This is a genomic window from Catellatospora aurea (assembly GCF_042663325.1).
Classification (GTDB): domain Bacteria; phylum Actinomycetota; class Actinomycetes; order Mycobacteriales; family Micromonosporaceae; genus Catellatospora; species Catellatospora aurea.
Map to the genome: position 1 here is coordinate 16,176 of NZ_JBHTAC010000047.1, position 18,995 is coordinate 35,170.

Sequence of the window (18,995 nt, forward strand, 5' to 3'; positions counted from 1 at the left end):
CAGTCGTTGACGGGGCTACCGCGCGTTCCGCTGTCGCCAGACCCGATGTCCCACCTGAATCGCTCCGCGGTGGGGATCGAGGCCGGCGGCCTGACTGAACGTCGACCAGACCGGCGGCCGCTCGACCGTGACCTGGCGCTCCCCGAACAGCCCGATGATGAGACCGAAGCCGAGCTGGTGGAGCCGGCGCTGGAGCCAGTCCCGTCGGACGAGCAACGTTCGGACGTCGCCGGTTGGCCGAGATGCCCATCGGTACGTGATCACAAGATCACCGGCAGCGCTGTACCAGTCTGGCCGGTCCGGGTGCCGCCGCAGACCTTCGTCGGCCAATAGCGGGTTAGCCGGCAGCGCCACGTTTACTCCAACGTGCAGCGAGCAGTCGGACGAATCCCCGGACCAGTGGTAGTGCTGAGTCGCCGGGGCCGCGAGGATGGGGTTTCCGTGCTCGTCACGCAGCGTGCGCTCCGAGGCCGGCACCTGCTGCTCGTTGCTGGAGCCCGCGTAGGAGCCGATGAGGTCGAGGATGTCGTCTATAGCGATCTCATCGGCGTCGTTTGACGTCGGCTCCTGCTCGTCGGCATGATCCTGGGCGTCGATGGTAGGGAACCATCGGTCGGCGACCATGCGAAGTTTCGCCTCCGGCTCCAGGTCCTCGGTGGCGAGCAGGCGCGACAGAGATGGCCTCGACTTCAACGTCCTCATCGCATCGACCCGGCTGTGAGGATTCGGGACCTGTGGGGCGTAGTGGTCGGTGTAGCGGACCTGATGTTCGTCATCATCGCCGAACTCTGAGGACGAGTCGTGGGCGGCGTAGGCGTGCGGGAACTCTCCGAGGTAGATGTAGCTCGGTGTGCGACCGTCGGGCATCCAGCGGGGGACCAGCGACACACCGTCGAGGTGTGTCAGCATCGCCGACATTTGACTGGGTCGGATAAGCCAGCTGTTGATGTGGTGCCATTGCTGCGGCAAGGCCTGCTTGAAGGCCTGGCCGCGGCCGCCGAGGGTGTCGTCGGCGAGCTCGTCGAGCACGACCCAGGCCGCCTGATGCTCGTCGACGCGTTCGGCATACGTCCCGAGGTCGGGCAGATCGCGTTCGGAAGTGATCCACTCAGTGGTTTCTTCGATGGGCGGTAGCGTCGGCGCAGGAGGTGCCCAGAATCCAGGGGCGCTGGCGGGGAAGGTGGCTTCGGTCTCGTCGCCGGCAGCCGTCCGGTCGCTGCCAGGCAGCCGGTGAGGAGCCGGCGGCAGGCTAGGGTCAAGATCGCGCTGATACAGCTGCCAGCCCGCGACCCGATCCGGTTCATGATCGAGATCGCTGCTGAGATGGTAGTGGTTGACCAGCCGTTCCCCGAGCTCGAAGAGTCCGACCCACTGGTACTTCTTCCCGACCCGCTCAGGCTTGTGCGGGGAACGGCCGCGGCCGCGTACATGGTGGCGGTCGAATTGCCCGAACCTTCTTGTCGTCCAGCCGAGTGACGCAACCCGCTCGAAGATCCACCTATTGGCGAACTCGGCGTCCTGGTCCAGGTCGAACAGAACCTCGTCCGCCGGAGTCGGCAGCACGCATCCGTTGAGCAGCTCAAGCTGGTTGTCGTCCAAGACCAGCTCCGCGATCGCTAGCCGGTCGAGCAGCTTGTTCGCACCTTCGCTGCTGCCGAGCGTCGCCCTGACCTCTTCCGGCAGCGACGCGGCGAATCGGTCGAGACGGTCAGCTGCGAGCTGGCGCCTGCATCGTCCCGTGGCCGTAGGTCGCTGCCTGGTGAGCGGCAACTGGCTGATCCGCCTGATCAGCGGTTCGACCTCGTAGTCGCCGAAGTCGCCTTGCGGGTGAAGGGACAGTCCCAGCGTCAGCCACCCTTGCTCAGGATCGTCGCGGGGATAGCGCTGATCGAGTTCCTCCTCACTCGGAGCGTCACCGACCTCCGGAGCGAAGTGGGGATGTGTGGCGACGGCGACCTCATCGGGCTCTAGAGCGCCTAAGCGGCCCAGTTCCTGCAGCAGACCTGCCGCGGCGTTGCACAACATCAGGCTCCGGGAAGCGTGCGTCGGCGAGGCCTGGTCGGCGTACACATAGAGCGCGACCTTGCGGCCAAGCTCAGTCAGGTCCGACTTGGCGTAGGCGGGGCCGCATCGTAGAACCACGCCGTAGCTGGCCAATACCAGCCGGTCGAACACGTAAGAGTCGTCCACAGCAAGAGCGTCGGTGCGGAGGAACTGTTCGACCAGGCCGATCATCGTCTGCGGATAGCCGAGCAGTAGCTGGCCGAGAGCCTTGGTCGCGCGGTCGCGTACGTGCCGGTTGGATGACACGAACGTCCAGGTCAGCACCGTCGCGGCCAGACGTACGACCTCCGCTGGCAGACTGGCCTGGGCCGGGACGGGTTCGGTGTGCCCGCCGGCCCTGCGTCCGCCGAGCGCGCGCACCGAGGTCGGCGTCGCGCCGCCAGGACACAGCCGCTGCGGGGTAGGCAGACGCTCCGCCCACCGCAGCAGCCGCTGCAAAGACTTGACGTCAGACAACGTGTCGTAGATCTTGATGCCCCAATCGGCATCTCGGTCGGCGGCCGTCTGACGCAGTAGCCGACGATGGAGGTAATCGGCGTTGAGCGGATGGCGGGGCTCGGTAGACACCGTCAGCAGGGCATTCAAGCCCACTGAGCCGAACCATCCGTCAGGCAGGGCCTCGAAGATCTCCAGCGTCCGTGCAGAAACGCTCACCACCGATCGCAGCGGCAGAGTGTCGACGAAAGCCCGCAGCGCTTCGAGGTTCACCGCATCGACAGAGGAGTCGTCAGCCGGGACAGCCATACCGACGGCGTCAACAAGCTCCACGCCCGTGATCTCGGGCAGCAGGATCGTCGCGGCTTCCCGCAAGTTCGGCGAGACCTCCAGAAGGACCCGCCGTAGCGCAGAGTCAGCTGGAAGCGCGGAGCCGTCACGCAACTTCTCCACCTCGCCACCATGCTGGCGCAGCAGAGCCCGCATGACACGGTCATCGCTGAAGGCTTGGTAAGGAAAGCTGACCCCGGGGAAGAACTCCCCATCTCGGTACATCCGCTCAGTGGACAACACGCCGTGGGAGACGAGCTTGCCGAACAAGGTGTCAGGCCACTGAGTGCGTGACGGGAGAAGGTCATCGACCAAACTCCTGGCAAGCTCCCGCGGCAGGACCTCCGCGCCGCTGGTGGCCATCTGTTCAGCCAGTACCTCTACGGCACGACCCACCAGGCGCTCGCCCGGATCGAGTCGAAGCTCATGGCAGATGTCGTGCTCGCGGAAGTTGACGAAATCGTCGAAGACCTCGCTGCGGTGCTGGGTACCGCTGACCTGCACGACTCCAGTCTGCCGGGCACGTTTTGCGAGTCCATCGGTGTAGAGCTTCAGGAACAGCGGATTGGTGAACGCTGGCAGCAACATCGGGATCCGGGGCAGAGCGTGGGGGACCCCTTCGAGGTACCGCTCCAACGCTTCAACTTCATGCCCGTCGAATCCGGGATGCTCGGTGTGAACCAACCCGAGTGTCTCCCAGTTCCGCGGCAGCACCACCTCCAGCAGCGTGGTCCGGCACGTCACCGCCAAGGCGACATGGGGATAGTCCCTGATCTTGTCCATCAGCGCTGGTAGGTCCGTACGCCACCGGCGAGGCTCATCACAGTCGTTGATGGCGTCGAAGGCCAGCAAGAACCGCGAGCCCGATGTCTCACCAGCGGCGTTCATGGCCTGCAGGGCAACCTCAGAAGGCACGTCGCCCAGTCCGCAAATCCGCATCAGCTCCATCAGCGGATCCGCATCACGCATCTGTTCACCCAGCATGACCAATGCCAGCCCGCCGCGGGACACGTGCTTGAGCGCCGCATCAACGACCGTGTGCGTCTTACCCTGCCCGGCCGGCCCTGACAGCAGCCACACCGCCGACTCGGCAGCCGACCCCCGGTCACCTGCCAGCAACTCGTGCAGCTCGCCTGCCGCCGAGCTGACTCGTTCCCACCGCCACTCTTCTACGAGATCACGCAGCGAACTCTGCGCCGCCGACAATGGGCCGTCTTGGCCGTCCGGCCCTGACCCCGATTGGAACGCAGCCGAGTCTCCGTCATCAGATCCCGGGGCCTCGGCAGCCCCAGCCGACAACGCCTTGGACAGACTGCGCAGCTCCCGGCCGAGTGTGTGCACGCCAGCCCGCAGCGTCACGACGTCGCGCTGCAGGTCGTCGGCCGGGAAGTTCTCCGAGGTGAACTGCCGGAAGCGACCAATCGACTGCAGCTGCGACAGGCACGCCGCCGTCAGACCGACCATAGACTCAAGGCTCTTAACGGGACGCCCCGTCGCGGCCTGCCAGGCAATTTTGCCGTGCTGCTCAATCCATTGACCTACCGCATGTAGCCGCCGCTCGACGTCCTGCTCAAGCCGCTGCCCCAGAGTCTTCAGGTCGTCGAGAAACAGCTTGCCGACCGTCAAGCCCTCGACGGTGTCAATGACCGGCAGATCAATGTGGTGGCGCTCGGAGTAGCGATCGCGGACTTGGTTCCTGGACCGGGAAACCTGCTGACGGCACCAATCGCGCCCGAAGGTCAGCTCATTGAAGAAGAAGAGCCGCCGGCCTTCATTACCTGGCCTGGTGAGCCGCTCTAGCAGTACACCACCCTCAACGAAGTCGATCTCCACGTCCTGGAGGCCAGGGATATCTTCCCGCCATCGCTCAACTGCATTGTTCCAGCGCGTGCGTGCGCTCTGAATCTTTCGTTTCCTCTGCTGAGGTGCCTGCTCCGGCATATCGAATGGAGCACAGAACGTCATCTTCACGATGTTGCGTTCAAGGCGATTGGCTCCGACGGTGACGAGGCTTCCACGGGCCTGTGAGATCAGATTGTCGACACTATCGACGAACTTGGCTTGGAAGCCGTGTACGTAGCCGCTCGGCGAAACGTCATACCACTCAACCCCGCCGTCTGGATTGCCGGTTTTCACCGTGCGCCAGCCATCCGGCGCCGGGGTGCGGAGTTGGAAGCACAACTCCTCGAACGCCCTGTACTGCGATCCGTCCCAGGTACGAAGGCGAGCCCACGTCGACGCTGGACCTGAGGGTGCTCGTAGCTCCGAGTCCACGTCGGCTTCTCCGCGGTCGAGTCCATGGCCGCCGGGTGTGAAGCGACCTATGTCGGGCCCGAGAAAGTATCACAGGACCGCGTCACGCCGGCGCGGACACGCGGCGGCAAGTCGCCGAAGCGAGAGAAATCCCCAGTTCTGTAAAGCTATTGAAACGGAGCGTTTCGGAGTACAACGCCCCTCCTGTACTTAACAGGGGATAAAGGCACTCGATGTCCGATTTGGGGCGTGTTGGCCAGCGATTTTGGCACCCTGATTGGCGCCACGTATCCACGAACGCGATCAAGCGTTGAGATCTCCGGCGGGGTTAAGTGCCCAACGATTCAAAGGGCCGCGGAACAGGGACAGCAACGTTTCCGACAGAAGCGTCGCCTACCTGGCCTCCCACTCGTTGCTCCGACGAGCCGGGCCAAGTGAAGCCCGCTCGCGCTACTGAAAGGGGGTGAAACCGATGGAGACCTTGATGTCAGCTGCTGTTGCAGAACTGGCTCGGGTGGTCCGACACGCGCTGGGGAGCTGGGGCCGGACCACCCGACTCTGCGTCCTAACCATGACCATAGCCATGGCCGCCGCTGTCTTGCTATCAGCAGGACAGCACCTCTAGACGCTTGCGTCAACGATCGAGCGGCCGATTCGACACGCCCGCTCGGCCGGGAGCCCGACACGCACGTACCACCTCGCCGCACCGACACCATCAGGTGGTGTCGGTGCGGCGAGCTAGCGGCCAGATGGCGTAGCCCAAGCGGGTCGGACCTTGGCGGACCGGACCTCGTCGCCGGCGGGTGCGCGGTCATGGCGGCCGAGGCCTGACCGGCTTTCCTGCGTCGGTCCCTGTGATCCGAGTGGCCGGTGATAGATGAGGCAATACCTCACCTACCTGACGAGGTGCAGGTTGTCGCTCGTGGAGCGTCGGGTTTGACTTGGACGCACAGGCAAGCGCCAGCCGAGGTGGCGAGGAGAAGTTGGAGCCCGCCGGCGGCGGTGCGGCAAGTGGGGTCGGACAACGCGGACGCCCCAGCGTCCTGGGGTGTCGGTCAGTAGTCGAAGGAGATCAGAACGTAGTGATCTTCGGCAGTGCCAGCCTAGAATGCCGTGGTGTCCACTTCGGGTGACAGAACTAGCCGTGAACAGGATGCCGTTCGCATCCTGTTGATCATCTCGGCTGCCGCCACCCCGCTCCCGGGCCCCGTGTCCGAGGATCCGGCGCTAGCTGACGCGATTGCCGTCGTCGAGACCCAGGTCAAACTGCAGAAGCTCGACTTCTGGGTTCGCAATCCGGACTACTTGGCAGCGACCTTGCTCGATGACTTCGAGGTTAGCGGCGAGCCATATCTGCTGGAGCTCGCTCAAGAGATCTTGGAGTCGGAGGAGCCTGAGGTAAGGCGCTACCCGATGATGCGCTTTCTGTTCGGCGCCTGGGAGCCCTTGGACGAGGCGCTGAGTGTGCTGAGGTCCGCGGGCCTGGTCGTCAGGCGAAAGCAGGGCACAACATCGCGGGTCACGCAGCACAACTTCTATCTGACGCAAAAAGGCAAAGACGTCGCAGAGCGCGTAGTTGCCGCCGAGCCGGTCTTCGCCTATTACGCAGATCGGGTGAAGCTGGTGGCCGCTCTTACCGAAGGGCATGGTGGGACTCAACTGAAGCAGCGCCAGTATCTCAACGACGAGTATCGCAATACGCCGATCGGCGAGCAGATCGGCAGTGTCGCCGGCCAGACAAGATCACGCCTTCGGAGTCTTCGGGGTGGTCTTGCCGGACACGTCTCGGAGGGGTCATGAGTGACAGCTCGGGCGACCTCGCTGACCGGGTCGCGCTGGATGCCCGCCTTGAACGTAAGACGGTCTTGGGCGTGCTTCAGAAGTTCGAGATCCCGCTGGTCACGGCGGCGGCTCTACCTCGCCCGTTGCGCCTTGACAGGGTGCGGCTTGTAGGAGAGCGGAGTGTCGATCCGATCGGACCGTTCGACCAGGAGTTCGCCTTCAGCACGGGAACGACGGCATTCGTCGCGGACAATTTCAAGGGAAAGTCGAGCCTTCTGGAGCTGATCACCTGGTGCGTCCGCGGTAGTCGCCGTGGCGATCTTCAGGCGATCATCCGTTCGTGGCTGAGCCAGGTCGAATGCGACGCGTACGTCGCTGGACGTCATCTGGGATATCGGCTGGAGTTGTCCGAAGGCCAGCTTGTCCGTGGACGGGTGCTGACGGGGCCTTCAGCTGAATCGCTGCGCGGGGGACCCGGCGCACCCGGGGTGAGCGAGATCTTGTCCGTCTCCGATGAAGAGGCGTACGCCGACGGTGTGTCTGCGCTCATGCTGGACCTGCTCAACCTGGATCGCATCGAAAGTGCCTCAAGTCAGTCGGCAGACGGCAAGGCGCGCCACGGGTGGCCAGCCTACTTCGGCGCCATCTACCTGCCCGCAGGCGGTGATCGAGCCCTGCTCGGCGAGGTGATGATGGGAGGGCTGCCCGGCCGTCTGCTTCAAGTCTTCCTGGACCTGCCAAGCGCTGCCCAGCTGACCAAGGTCAAAGCAATCCGCGATTCGCGCCGAGCCTCGGCGCGGGCCGACAGCGACGACGCCGTCCGGCTGATAGCTCTGCAGATTTCGCAGCGCACCGAGGCTGCCGAGGTCCTTGAGCAGCGACAGCTCCGACTGGCTGAACTCGCCGACGACAATCCTGAGCCGGCTTCGAAAGTCGCCGAACGCGTGCAGCAGCTCAGCGCTCAGTTGGTGCAGGCAGAGGCCCGCAAACGCGATGCGCAGCGCACGTTCGACGCCGCGCACGACCAGCGCCAAGACGACGAACGCCAGGTCAACAACCTGCGTGAAAGCGCCGCCGCACGCGCCCTGTTCCACGCCCTTGACCCGCAGGCTTGTCCTCGCTGCGAGGCACCCGTAACACGTGAGCGCAAAGCGGCAGAGAAGAACGACAGCCATTGCTCCGTCTGCACCACCCCGGTCGCGGTCGACGCCGACGATGAGGACCTGCGCCGCCAAGTGCTCGCCGAGGCATCAGAACGCACCGAGGCGAGCAGGAAGGCGGAGAGGGCTGCAAGGCGACTGCTTACCGAAGCCGAGCGCGCGGTGACCCAGACCGGCGAGGACTTGCGGTCGGCCGAGCTGCAGCTGGGGGCCGCGGAGAAGGCGCTTCAGTCCAGCGAACGCGCCACACTCACGGCGGAGATCGCGCGCCTCGAAGGGTTCCTCAGCGCGCTGACGCTGCCGACCCTGGTCGCGGACTCACCGCGCGACGACATCGATGCGGTCCTTGATTCGGCAGCAAAGATCCTCGAAGCCGATGGAGTCGAGGCATCACGGAGCCTGTTCGAAGCCCTCAACGCGGAGATCCTCGATCTTGCCAAGCGCTTCGGCATCAAGGATCTCAGCGAGGTGAAGATCGACCGCGGGGCGAGGCTGAAGATCATCAAGCCGGGCGGCCCGCCGGAGTACTTCAAATACCAAAGCCCGGGGGAGCGGCTACGCCTTCGCATCGCCGTCGCCATCGCACTACTGCGAGTCGGCAACAAGTTCGGTATCGCCACCCACCCCGGACTGCTCATGATCGACAGTCCCAAAGCGGAGGAAGTCCAGGACATCGATGCGAGCGCGCTGTTCTCGGCGCTCAGTGAGCTCACCCAGGAGACCCCGGGCTTGCAGATCTTGGTGACAACTGTGGACGAACCGCTGGTGCGGCGCGTCCTCGATGATGACAAGATCTTCGCGCCCGCAGAACCGGGCGGCCCATTGTGGTGATCTTCGCGTCGGCATTGGCTACCACAGAATCGGTACAATTCGTCTGAACGCTGGAAAGCGGCTCGGAAGGGGACCCAGTGAACGCGTTGGAGCAGCGGCTCGCCGATGCCGCCAGCTCCGACTCCATACCCCCACTACACGAGCTTCTAGCCGACCTCCAGCTACCCGATGACGCCAGCGAACTGCTGGCCGCGGCCTCGGGGCCCCTCGCCCCGTTCGCATGTCGGGCGAGCGTTCAGACAGTCGAAACGACTGGCAGCCTAGAGCCGGACCTGCTTCGATCGGTACTGGCCGGCATCACCCAGCAGTCGAGCCTGCTCGCACTGATGGAGGCCACCGACGCCCTCCTAGACAGCGGCCACTTCGTCAAGCTGTTCGGACAGCAGCTGTGTGACGCGATGCTCGCCGGGCATGCCAACAGCCTGACGACCCGCCCGTTGATCGCTGCCGGGCACATCGAGGGCGCGCTCCGACTGGCGATGGCCAGCCAGGCCCGACCCCTGAAAGTGCTCGGCGCGCTGGAGTTCAACGACGCAGAAGATCTCGACTCCGACTACGCAGAACGACTCCCTCGCCTGCTGGGTGCTGCACTTGACCGCTGGGCCGACGACCCGTCGATCAGTCAGACGATCCGGCAATCGCTCATCAGCCTCAAGCACCTGCCCGATGCCGCAGCAGACGCGACCTTCGAGCACGGCTTGGACCTGCTGCGGCAGACCGCAGCCGCACACGACGCCTCAGCCTTCGAGTTGCTGCTGAGCGCGCGTGAGCAGATGGGCAACGCAGCGGCCGCTGAAGAGGCTCGTGACGATGCCGCACTGTATGCCGCCGGAATCGATGCCGTGCTCGCCTTCACCCGAGCAGACAGCGGCCTGTTGGCGGCCTCCCGCGAAGAGATCGCCCGGCTCCTCAACCGCAGAGAGGCCTGGCTGAGCGGTTTCTACCAGCCGGCTTGGCGACGGCCGCGGCGTGACGCAGAACGGGCCTGGGGCAGCCTTTTGATCATTCTTCATTCTGCAGACGAGTACCTGAGCGAGACCGCGTGGCTGGACGCATGGCCCGCACTTGACGCGGTTCTGCGGGCATGGCGCCTGGACCGAGGATATGTGCCGGTCCCGGGCTTGTCGGAGGCATCGGGATTCGACGTCCTGATCCAGCCAGTCGTCGAGGAACGGATCGTCACCCAGCAGGCGTTCATCGCCACACTGAACCGCGCCTTCGAGTCGGCCCGCGATGCCGATGAGCCCCTGATACCTGCCGCACAGCTGAAGGCACTCAACACCGAGTCCAGGCGATGATCATCAAGCCTGGAAGTTCCCAAGCCGGCCGCGAACCTGGCGACAGCTCGGAGGCCGATTCACTGGCCCGCGCCCGGCTCATAACCAGAGCTCCTGCAACACTTCGTTTGCTCGGCGAGCAGAAGGCCATGGGCCTGGCGAAGTCGCTCGACGCACCCAACCTCGATCTCGTGGAGGGCCTCGCGCACCGGTTCTTGATCGAGAGCGCCTCCACCCCTGTAGTCAGCGAGCTGTTCGGCGCCATCCGATCAGGCCTTGAGGGGTGCGAAGCCTACAGCGGGGAAGTGCGAGCATACTTCGACGCGCTCACCTGGGAACTGGTCACCTTCCTCGAGGCGCGCCACGACCTTCAGAGAAGCGGTTCCCTCGGGTATCTGAGGACGTTCACCGGGACACCGCCCGGCGAAGCGAAACTGCAAAGCGACTACGCTGACTGGCTGCGCCGAGGCAAACTGGGTGGCCGCATCCAAGTCGAGGTCCCCAACGTCGCAACCGGCCGAGTCGATATCCAGGTAGGGTTCGGCACGGTCCGCTTCTTCCTCGAAGTCAAACGAGAGACCTCCGACTCCTCCAGAGCCGCGCTGGAGGCGTCGTACCTTACGCAAGCCGCCGAGTACTCGGGCACGAACGCCCAGCTCGGCCAATTGGTCGTCCTGGATCTCACGCCCAAGCCGGACGGCGTCAAACATCTATCAGAACTGGCGTGGGTAGCGACCCACCGGCCCTCCGGTTCTGCAGTCGACCGGTTCATCGTCGTAGGTGTCGTGCCGGGCAACCGCCCAACACCACGGCAGTACTCGGTCTAGCCAGCCAGGTCGCGGTCGCTGCTGCTCAGCCCGAGAAGTGAGCGGCCGTCAGCGAGTCACCGCGTCCCGGCCAGCTGGCCGGGACGCGGCAGCCACGTGCAAGGTTGGCCGCGAAGTTGGCGCCCGAGTGTTGGCGCACGGTTGTCATATAGGGCGAGCCGACCCACTCAGCAGCCCATCGCCGAGCTCTGACGCTCGGTGGACGGGCCACTCGGACGACATCATCGCGTGTGTTTCCTTTGACCCGGCACTTAGGCGGCGTCCTCTGGTAAGTGCTTTAGCTTGATGACCTTGAGTCCTGTGGCACGTGCCCGGGTCGCCATGTTGGTGTCGTACGTGATAAGCGTGACGCGTCGAGCTGCGAATGGTTCGACCGCCAGTATCCGATCAATGATCTCGTCGTCGGGGCTGGGCATCGGTAGGTGGCCAATAGGGTCGAGCAGAAGCTCGGCAGAGAAGACGTCGGGCCAGGGTGATGTAGTCTTGCGCGGCTCTTCCCAGTGGACCTTCTGTGGATCCTCAAACCAGTCATCGATGGTAATCAGGGCGCGACGAGCCTTTTTCCGCACTTCTTTGTTGCTGTGCGTCTTGCCCTTATCCAGCTCATAGATCACTCTGCTTGGCACGAGAAGGTTTACCCTGTTCTGATTGCCGACTAGGTCGGTGTATCCGCCAGCTTCCTTGATCATGTCATGGAAGTTTATGAACCCTAGTTCTCTGCCGTGATGCAGGAAAAAATTAGCGTCGCAGGCGATGAATACTGCCGGATCGAGCCAGCGTTCGATCAGTCGGGCGACCGCATCGGCCGCGTTCCGGATCGAGGTTTCCAGGGCGTCGAGTTCCAGCGCCAGAAGATCGTTCACGATTCCTTGTTCGGTCAGCGGCACCTTGGTGCCGGCCAGCTCCAGCAGAGCCTTGTAGTGCTGGGTGAACAGGAGTCGGTCGATATCATCCGTTCGGATGATGGGGCGTAGCTGCCGGGCGGTGGTGGCTACCCATTGCAGGTAGGCCGTAAGGCGCAGGTGGCCGGGGCCGGGCGTTCCACGCAAGTTCGACACTGCGATCTCCAGCAGGTCAAACTCTTTTCGCAGCCGAAGCCTATCGACGTTCCGTGTCGGCGTAACAAGCACCGGTCGATGATTGCACCTCTAGTTAGGCTATGCCGTTTGATTTGTGTCCCGGGCCAACCCGAGGCCACGCGGCTGACGACCTAGTGGCTCCGAATGCGTATGGTGGCGACCACGCACACCCATCCGGCGAAGTGGCCAAATGTGACGGGCACCCGCCTGGGCCAGCCAACAAGATCGCGCAGGGCTCAGGGCCGAGTCGGCGAGTGGCATCACGACCGCAGCGCCCAGCGAGACAATGTTGCTGTGAGTCGGCCCGACGACCTCCAGCCCGCAGATGCTCATGCTCCGCATGTCACGATCACTGCGGAACGTTTCGCATTACCGCCGTTCTGGAGCGCGCTGGACCGCTTGTCCACTGAACACCTAGACCATCAGCGTTACCTGGTTGCTGACGCCGAGCATCTTCACCGATATCGCTGGACCTGTTCGTCGTGTTCGCGTGTTCTCGCGGTAGTTGACGTGGTCGCGACGGCCGTGCTTGGACGCAGTTGATCGGCCTGATGGGCGGACACGGGAGGTTGCGAGTTCGGCAGCCGGCCATGCGCCGAGGCTGGGATGCTCGATCGCCGCGGTCCGGCAGGCGGGGTGTCACTGCAGGTCTCAGATCGAGGCGGAGATGCATTCAGCATCCGACGGCGCCTTCCCGTGTCGCGGAGGTCCGTGAAGGGGCGTTGGCCGGTAACGCGGCGTGATGTGCGAACCTAGCGTCGCGGCCGTGCCGCCGTGATCAAGAGCTGCCCAGGCTTCCGAGGCTGCGTCGACCGAAGATCAAATAAGATATCCGGTACTTGGACCCTAGGGGTGAACCAGAGCTGGGTCCCGTGCTACCGTCTGTGCACCTCAGGGGGAACAGCGGTCACGTAAGTTGACGCCTGTGGCGATCTTGAGGTAGCGTCTGGCACATGAACACCCGTGCTACGCACGGGTGCTTTCTGTGGGGGTTCAAGTCCCCCCTCGGACACGCAAGTCCCCGCGAGGCATCAGTCATTGACGATGCCTCGCTTGTGTTTCTGCTGCTGGGTCCGTTGTCGGGGGATCCCCGACCCTCGTCTTGAGCCGTTGGCGAGCGCTCTAGCGGTGATCGACTTCTCTTGATCGGGTTCGAGCGAGATGCACGTCGCACGGCATTCGACCGTGATGCCGTAGGTGCCCAGGAACCTGGTCAGGTCGGGGACGTTCCGGTTCTGCTGGAGCTTCGTGATCTCTTCCACGATGCGGGGATCCCGGCTGGTGATGGTTTTCAGCTGGGCGAAGATCCGGCCGAGGATGACGTCCTCACGCAGGTAGAGGTTCCTGGCCTGGCGCATGGCGGTAGTCTGGGCGCTGGTGTGGCCGTGGCGGCAGCGGTAGGCGACGTTGTTATGGCTGAACTGGGATTCCATGCTGCGACCGCAGAAGGCGCATCGCAGCAGCCCCGCCAGCGGGTACGTGCGCTTGATGCCGTCGACTGGCAGGCACTTGGCGCTGATGTTCTGCACGGTTGTCGCCTGCGCAGGTGAAGGTGCGAGCACGTAGCGGTTCGCGACGGCAGATGATGACTACTCCGATCGGGCATCCGTGCTCGCACCTTCCACGGATGCCGGACGCCGCCGGTAGCGAGGAGATCGCGTCGATCGCGGCCGGATCGAGATCACCAGTCGGGCACTCAGCGGTTGCCGAGCCCGTTGAGGAAGGTGTCGACGACCAGGTCCGCCGCCTGAGCGGCGTCGATCTCCGGAAACCGGTGAGCGCCGGTGTCCACCAGTTGATCAAGCACTGCTCTCGCCCAGGACAGCGGGATGTCGCTCCGCAGATGACCTTCGTCGGCCGCGCGCTGGACGAACGCGTCCACCCGTGCGCTGAGCTGGTCACGCCTGACGCTGGCGGCCGGGTCCTGCTGCATCATGTGCCGTGTGTCGACCGGCCATTCGCGGCTGACCGGGATGATGCCTTCCACGTAGCGGTGCAGTGCGACCGCCACGGGTGCCGCTGTCAGCCGGGCTTCGTCGAGGACTTTCTCTGACGAGTCGAGTTTCGCCTGGAAGACTGCGCTGAGTAGGGCCTTGCGTGTAGCGAAATGGCGATGCAGCGTGGTGCGGTCCACGTCTGCCGCAGTCGCGATGGCGGCCAGCGAGGTCCTAGGGTCCTGGGCCAGTAGTCGGGCGCCGGTGCGCAGCACCACGGCGAGATTGCGGGCGGCATCGGCTCTCATGATGCGCAGATGCTACCACCAGGTGGCACTCAAGCCCTTGATGACGTCAATCACGCTGCACCTTAGGCCAGAAGTGCTACGTTGGTGTTGCATTTAAGTCCTGCTTCCCGGTGACCCCTTCAAGATCGGACTCGGGGAGCGATCACAAAAATCGGAGAAGTGGTATGAAAACGTGGCTTATCACCGGTGGTTCGCAGGGTCTGGGCAAGGCCTTGGCGGTGGCAGCGCTGAACGCGGGCGACCGCGTAGCAGTGGCATCCCGGCAGCCGCAGACACTGGATGAACTGCAGCAGGCCTTTCCCGACAGGCTTCAGGCCCTGCAGTTGGACGTGACGTCGCCCGCCTCGGCCCGGGAAGCGGTCGCAGCGGTGGTCGATCGGTTCGGCGCGCTCGACGTGGTGGTCAACAACGCCGGCTACGCGACCAGCAACTCGGTTGAGGACTTCCCGGAGGACGAGTTCCGGGCACAGATCGATGCAAATCTGTACGGGGTGATCAACGTGACGCGGGCGGCGCTGCCCGTCCTGCGCCGTCAGCGCTCCGGCCACATCGTGCAGGTCTCATCCATCGGAGGCCGGGTCGGCGGCACACCCGGACTCAGCGCCTACCAGACGGCCAAGTTCGGCGTCGAGGGCTTCTCCGAGGCGCTGGCAAGCGAGGTTGCCCCGCTGGGGATCAAGGTGATCATTGTCGAACCCGGGGGCATCCGCACGGGCTGGGCCGCTGGTGCTGCGAGCGCCTCCGGGAGCATGAATCCCGACTACGCCCCGACCGTCGGGCTGTGGCTCGAGCGCTTCGCCGCCTACAGCGGCAACGAGCCCGGCGACCCCGCACGCATGGCCAAAGCCATCATCGACGTTGTCGGCGAGCCCGAGCCTCCGCGCCGACTGTTGCTGGGCAGCGACGCTCTGGAGATCGCCCTGAACGCCGAGCAGGCGCGGATCGCTGAGGCCACGAAGTGGGCTGCGGTCAGCCGGTCCACGGACCATCCGGCCGGGGCCTGAACGTGCCCGTCCGCCGTCGCGGCCGGTCCGGCTCCGCAGGCTGGGCCGCGTCGCGTGCTCGCAAGGACCGCGACGCAGCCGGCAGCGGCCGCAGAGCCGACCCGGATGGAGTGTGAGTGACCGATGACGAAGACCCTATTGATAGCCGGAGCTGCTGGTGGTTTGGGTCAGCAGTTGGTCGCGGCCGCTCTGGCCGCCGGACACAACGTGCTGGCGGCCGATCTGGAACCTCCGGTTGTGGCCATGTCTTCCGGGCACGATGCCCGATTGCGAGTGCGCGCGCTCGACGTGACCTCGGGTGATTCCGCCCGAGCGGCGGTGCAGTGGGCAGTCGACGAGTTCGGCGGCCTGGATGTCCTGATCAATAGTGTGGGCCGGCGGCCTGTCGGATCGATCGAGGACATGCCCGACGAGGCGTTCCGCGCCAGTATGGACGTCAACTTCTTCGGTGTGGTCAACATGGTGCGGGCCGCGCTGTCCGTGATGCGCGCGCAGCGCTCCGGCCACATCGTGAACGTCTCGACGATCGGTGGCCGGCGCGCCCAGCCAGGGCTCGCGGCGTACCAGTCCGCCAAGTGGGCGCTGGGCGGCTTCACCGAGATCCTCGCTCGAGAAGTCCAGCCTCTCGGCGTCCGGGCCACGCTGGTCGAGCCAGGCGGCATCCGCACGCCGTGGGCGGCCACACCGATACCCATGCCAGAGCTACACGACGAGTACGACACCACGGTTGGGACCTTCGTCCGGACCTACAACGAAAACCCGGACGTACAGCGCGGTGACCCGCTGAAGATGGCGCAGGTGATCCTGCGGGTCGTCACGGAACCGAACCCTCCCGTGCGCCTGCTCCTGGGGTCCGACGCAGCCTGGCTCGCACCGCTGATCGCCCACGCCCGCGCGGCCGAAGACGCCGTATGGCGTGACGTGAGTCTGTCCACGGACCTTGACGGACTCGGCGACTTCGCCCACACCCCGGTCGCGCGGCTGGTACGTCCCTGACCTTTCTGGGCCCTCTCCTCTGACCCTCTCCGCTCCGCTGGCGGTGCGCCTGCTGCGCACCTGCCGTCAAATCATGCAAGAAGGAAGCCCCTGATGATCGTTCGTGACAAGCTGTACATCGGCGGTGCCTGGGTAACGCCCAGCAACGTCGACCTGTTGGAGATCCGCTCGCCGCACGACCAGTCCGTGCTGGGCCTGGCAGCCCAGGCGGCCGACGCCGACGTGGACGCGGCCGTTGCCGCCGCCCGCCTGGCGTTCGACAGCGGTCCGTGGCCGCGCACCGACCCCGGGCAGCGCCAGGAAGTGATCCGGCGGTTCAACAAACTGCGCGAGGCCCGCGCCGACGAGGTCGCCGCGGCGATCTCCGCCGAGAACGGATCGGCGGGCTGGTTCACCAGGGCCGGTCAGCCGTTCCTGACCCGGCAGGCCAACGCCTACCTCAAGGCCGCCGAGGAGTTCGGCTGGGAGACGGTCGTCGACCCGTCGGATGAGTCGGTCGCCTTCGACACCATCGTCAGGCGTGAGCCGATCGGTGTGGTCGCCGCGGTCATCCCGTGGAACTCGCCGTTCTCCGCGGCGATGGCCAAGCTGGCCCCCGCCCTGCTTGCGGGCAACACGGTGGTGCTGAAGGTATCCCCGGAGAACTCCCTGAGCATGGCGCTGCTGGCGGACCTCTTCCACGAGGCCGGTCTTCCCGACGGGGTGCTCAGCGTCCTGCCGGCGGACCGGGAGACCAGCGAGTACCTGGTCTCGCATCCGGACGTCGACAAGATTTCGTTCACGGGCTCGACTCGGGCGGGTCGCCGCATCGCTTCGATCGCCGGTGAGCGGCTCAAGCGGGTCAGCCTGGAGCTGGGCGGAAAGTCCGCCGCGATCATCCTGGATGACGCGGACCTGGCGGACGTGATGCAGGGGCTACGTTTCGGCGCGCTGGGCAACAACGGTGAGGCCTGCATCCTGCAGACCCGGATCCTGGCACCGCGCAGCCACTATGACGAGGTCGTCGCGGCGCTCAAGGAGATGGTGGAGTCGCTGCGGGTCGGCGACCCGTCGGCGCCGGATACGTTCATCGGCCCTATGATCCGCCGGGACCAGCAGCAGCGTGTGATCGATTACATCAAGCTGGGCATTGAGGAAGGCGCCCGGCTGGTGACCGGCGGCCCCGAGGTGCCGCCGGGCCTGGAAAGCGGCAACTACGTCACACCCACCGTGTTCGCCGACGTCGACAATGGCATGCGTATCGCGCGGGAGGAGATCTTCGGCCCGGTTCTGGTCGTGATCGCCTACGACGACGAGGACGACGCCGTGAACATCGCCAACGACAGCGACTACGGTCTGTCGGGAGGTGTCTGGTCAGCCGACGCCGATCGAGCCATGAGCGTCGCCCGCAGGTTGCGCACGGGCACTGTCACCCTCAACGGCTCGCCCATGAGCTTCGACGGACCGTTTGGCGGCTACAAGGCCAGCGGCCTGGGCCGTGAGTACGGCGCGGTCGGCCTGACGGGATACGTCGAGCACAAGACGGTCACCCGGCAGCGCTGACACGGTCGGCAGGGCCTGGGACACGTCTGGTGTTTCAGGCCCGTGTCGACCTGGCCGCCAACGGTGGGCCACGGGTCAACCGAAGAGGGTACGGGCCAGCACGAAGCCCAGCATTCCGCCGGCGAGGCCCGTGGCGACGCTGCCGACGACGTTGAGCAGTGCCAGCCGGCGGAAGCCGTCCTGGATGAGCCGCACAGTCTCGTAACTGAACGTCGAGTATGTGGTGAGCGCCCCGCAAACCCGGTGCCGCTGCCGCGGGCTGGCTCCTGATGAACCGGATCGGTTACCGGGGTCAGCCGACGGGTAGATCTTCGTCGCTGTCATACTGCACGGCGTATACGTCCAGGACTTCGCGCAGCCAGGCCACGTCGTCATCGTCGGTCAGCACCGAGATCCACTGCTTGACCGCATCGACGCCGTCGATCGGCTCGGCCGCCGGACGGGCACGGTCGGGCAGGTTCACCGCGATCCACACGTCTTCGCCCAACGTCTGGGCGGCCCGGCGGATCCGGTCAACGGTCGGGTCGAACGCGAAGCTGCACGGCGTGCCCAGGTCGGCGATGTCAGGGCCGTATTCTGCGGAGTGCTCGTGGACTCCGGAAAGGCCGGCGGTCAGCTTGATCGCCAGGTGCGGACGCTGACGCGCAGGGGCGGCGGCAGGCGCCGTGCGGTTCTTGCCGTACTGCTCCCACGCTGCCTGCGGGTGCAGTGAGACCATGTCGCCCAGTGCCCACCAGTCCATCCCCGCGGCCAGCGCGTCCTCCAGGACTGCCATGAACAGGTACTGGCCGCCGTCACGCAGCCGCTCGGCGGCCAGCGACACCTCCCGAAGCCGCCCTGCGCCAGCAGCCGCGGTCGCGTCGGCAACCGCAGCGTGAAATGTAGCCGTGTGCTCGGCCAGAAACGCGGTCGCCTGGGCGCTGATATCAGAGGTGATCATGAGAAGTGGCCCTATCGCTCGGCAGCAGGCGTGATGAGCGCCGTACATGTTCAACGTTGGGATACCGCAGCGATGACGATGTGACCGACGGCGTACTGCTGGACAGCAGCGTGAGCCCGCGCTGCTACGTGTGGGCTGGATGGTGTACGTGCGGGGTGCCGGTGGTAGCGGCACACTGCAGCTGGCCAGGGCCGACGCCTGCGTCAGCTCGCCGCTGGCGCGTCAGCACGAGT

13 protein-coding genes are annotated in these 18,995 nt (G+C 65.2%); 7 read left to right on the forward strand and 6 right to left on the reverse strand.

Annotated features, from left to right (window positions below; translation table 11 throughout):
- Window positions 1-15: 15 nt before the first annotated feature.
- Window positions 16-4,965 carry an NACHT domain-containing protein gene (locus tag ACFQO7_RS31020; protein WP_376809709.1) on the reverse strand — a complete coding sequence of 1,650 codons (4,950 nt, stop codon included), beginning with the start codon at window positions 4,963-4,965 and terminating at the stop codon, window positions 16-18.
- A 1,233-nt stretch (window positions 4,966-6,198) separates the two neighbouring features.
- On the opposite strand from ACFQO7_RS31020, the gene ACFQO7_RS31025 reads away from it, so the two are divergent.
- From ACFQO7_RS31025 to ACFQO7_RS31040, 4 genes are all read left to right on the forward strand, one after another.
- Window positions 6,199-6,882, forward strand: a complete 684-nt coding sequence (locus ACFQO7_RS31025) for a hypothetical protein (protein WP_376809710.1) — start codon at window positions 6,199-6,201, stop codon at window positions 6,880-6,882.
- A complete protein-coding gene (locus ACFQO7_RS31030; protein ID WP_376809711.1) occupies window positions 6,879-8,855 on the forward strand; it encodes a hypothetical protein in 1,977 nt (658 codons plus the stop codon). Before ACFQO7_RS31025 ends, ACFQO7_RS31030 begins: the two co-directional genes overlap by 4 nt.
- Before the next feature lie 77 nt (window positions 8,856-8,932).
- Window positions 8,933-10,153: a hypothetical protein gene (locus ACFQO7_RS31035; RefSeq protein WP_376809712.1), complete on the forward strand. Its 1,221-nt coding sequence runs from the start codon at window positions 8,933-8,935 to the stop codon at window positions 10,151-10,153.
- Window positions 10,150-10,959: a hypothetical protein gene (locus ACFQO7_RS31040; protein ID WP_376809713.1), complete on the forward strand. Its 810-nt coding sequence runs from the start codon at window positions 10,150-10,152 to the stop codon at window positions 10,957-10,959. Before ACFQO7_RS31035 ends, ACFQO7_RS31040 begins: the two co-directional genes overlap by 4 nt.
- Window positions 10,960-11,210: 251 nt before the next feature.
- On the opposite strand, the gene ACFQO7_RS31045 is transcribed toward ACFQO7_RS31040, so the two are convergent.
- The 3 genes from ACFQO7_RS31045 to ACFQO7_RS31055 form a co-directional block, all read right to left on the reverse strand.
- Complete coding sequence (locus ACFQO7_RS31045; RefSeq protein ID WP_376809714.1) at window positions 11,211-12,089, reverse strand: PIN domain-containing protein; 879 nt, start codon at window positions 12,087-12,089, stop codon at window positions 11,211-11,213.
- Between the two features lie 980 nt (window positions 12,090-13,069).
- Window positions 13,070-13,567, reverse strand: coding sequence for a recombinase zinc ribbon domain-containing protein (locus ACFQO7_RS31050; RefSeq protein WP_376809715.1), 498 nt, complete (start codon window positions 13,565-13,567; stop codon window positions 13,070-13,072).
- Between the two features lie 167 nt (window positions 13,568-13,734).
- Window positions 13,735-14,280 carry a TetR/AcrR family transcriptional regulator gene (locus tag ACFQO7_RS31055; RefSeq protein ID WP_376809716.1) on the reverse strand — a complete coding sequence of 182 codons (546 nt, stop codon included), beginning with the start codon at window positions 14,278-14,280 and terminating at the stop codon, window positions 13,735-13,737.
- 164 nt (window positions 14,281-14,444) lie between these two features.
- Here ACFQO7_RS31055 and ACFQO7_RS31060 point away from each other — a divergent pair, with 164 nt between their 5' ends.
- The 3 genes from ACFQO7_RS31060 (at window position 14,445) to ACFQO7_RS31070 (ending at window position 17,822) form a co-directional block, all read left to right on the forward strand.
- Window positions 14,445-15,284 (forward strand): SDR family NAD(P)-dependent oxidoreductase, encoded by an 840-nt coding sequence (locus tag ACFQO7_RS31060; RefSeq protein ID WP_376809717.1) that lies wholly within the window; start codon window positions 14,445-14,447, stop codon window positions 15,282-15,284.
- Between the two features lie 123 nt (window positions 15,285-15,407).
- Window positions 15,408-16,280 (forward strand): SDR family NAD(P)-dependent oxidoreductase, encoded by an 873-nt coding sequence (locus tag ACFQO7_RS31065; protein ID WP_376809718.1) that lies wholly within the window; start codon window positions 15,408-15,410, stop codon window positions 16,278-16,280.
- 93 nt (window positions 16,281-16,373) lie between these two features.
- Entirely contained in the window at window positions 16,374-17,822 is a 1,449-nt protein-coding gene (locus tag ACFQO7_RS31070) for an aldehyde dehydrogenase (protein WP_376809719.1), read from the forward strand.
- Window positions 17,823-17,897: 75 nt separating this feature from the next.
- Here ACFQO7_RS31070 and ACFQO7_RS31075 read toward each other — a convergent pair whose 3' ends face one another.
- Both ACFQO7_RS31075 and ACFQO7_RS31080 read right to left on the reverse strand, forming a co-directional pair.
- Window positions 17,898-18,197: a fluoride efflux transporter FluC gene (locus ACFQO7_RS31075; protein WP_376809720.1), complete on the reverse strand. Its 300-nt coding sequence runs from the start codon at window positions 18,195-18,197 to the stop codon at window positions 17,898-17,900.
- Window positions 18,115-18,816, reverse strand: coding sequence for a hypothetical protein (locus ACFQO7_RS31080; protein ID WP_376809721.1), 702 nt, complete (start codon window positions 18,814-18,816; stop codon window positions 18,115-18,117). The genes ACFQO7_RS31075 and ACFQO7_RS31080 overlap by 83 nt, the downstream gene beginning before the upstream one ends.
- Between the last annotated feature and the right edge of the window lie 179 nt (window positions 18,817-18,995).

Excerpts from the sequence above, each read along its gene's own strand:
- ACFQO7_RS31055 (WP_376809716.1), bottom strand. The coding sequence starts at position 14,280 with ATGAGAGCCGATGCCGCCCGCAATCTCGCCGTGGTGCTGCGCACCGGC.
- ACFQO7_RS31030 (WP_376809711.1), top strand. The coding sequence starts at position 6,879 with ATGAGTGACAGCTCGGGCGACCTCGCTGACCGGGTCGCGCTGGATGCC.
- ACFQO7_RS31075 (WP_376809720.1), bottom strand. The coding sequence starts at position 18,197 with ATGACGACGTGGCCTGGCTGCGCGAAGTCCTGGACGTATACGCCGTGC.
- ACFQO7_RS31040 (WP_376809713.1), top strand. The coding sequence starts at position 10,150 with ATGATCATCAAGCCTGGAAGTTCCCAAGCCGGCCGCGAACCTGGCGAC.
- ACFQO7_RS31065 (WP_376809718.1), top strand. The coding sequence starts at position 15,408 with ATGACGAAGACCCTATTGATAGCCGGAGCTGCTGGTGGTTTGGGTCAG.
- ACFQO7_RS31060 (WP_376809717.1), top strand. The coding sequence starts at position 14,445 with ATGAAAACGTGGCTTATCACCGGTGGTTCGCAGGGTCTGGGCAAGGCC.
- ACFQO7_RS31070 (WP_376809719.1), top strand. The coding sequence starts at position 16,374 with ATGATCGTTCGTGACAAGCTGTACATCGGCGGTGCCTGGGTAACGCCC.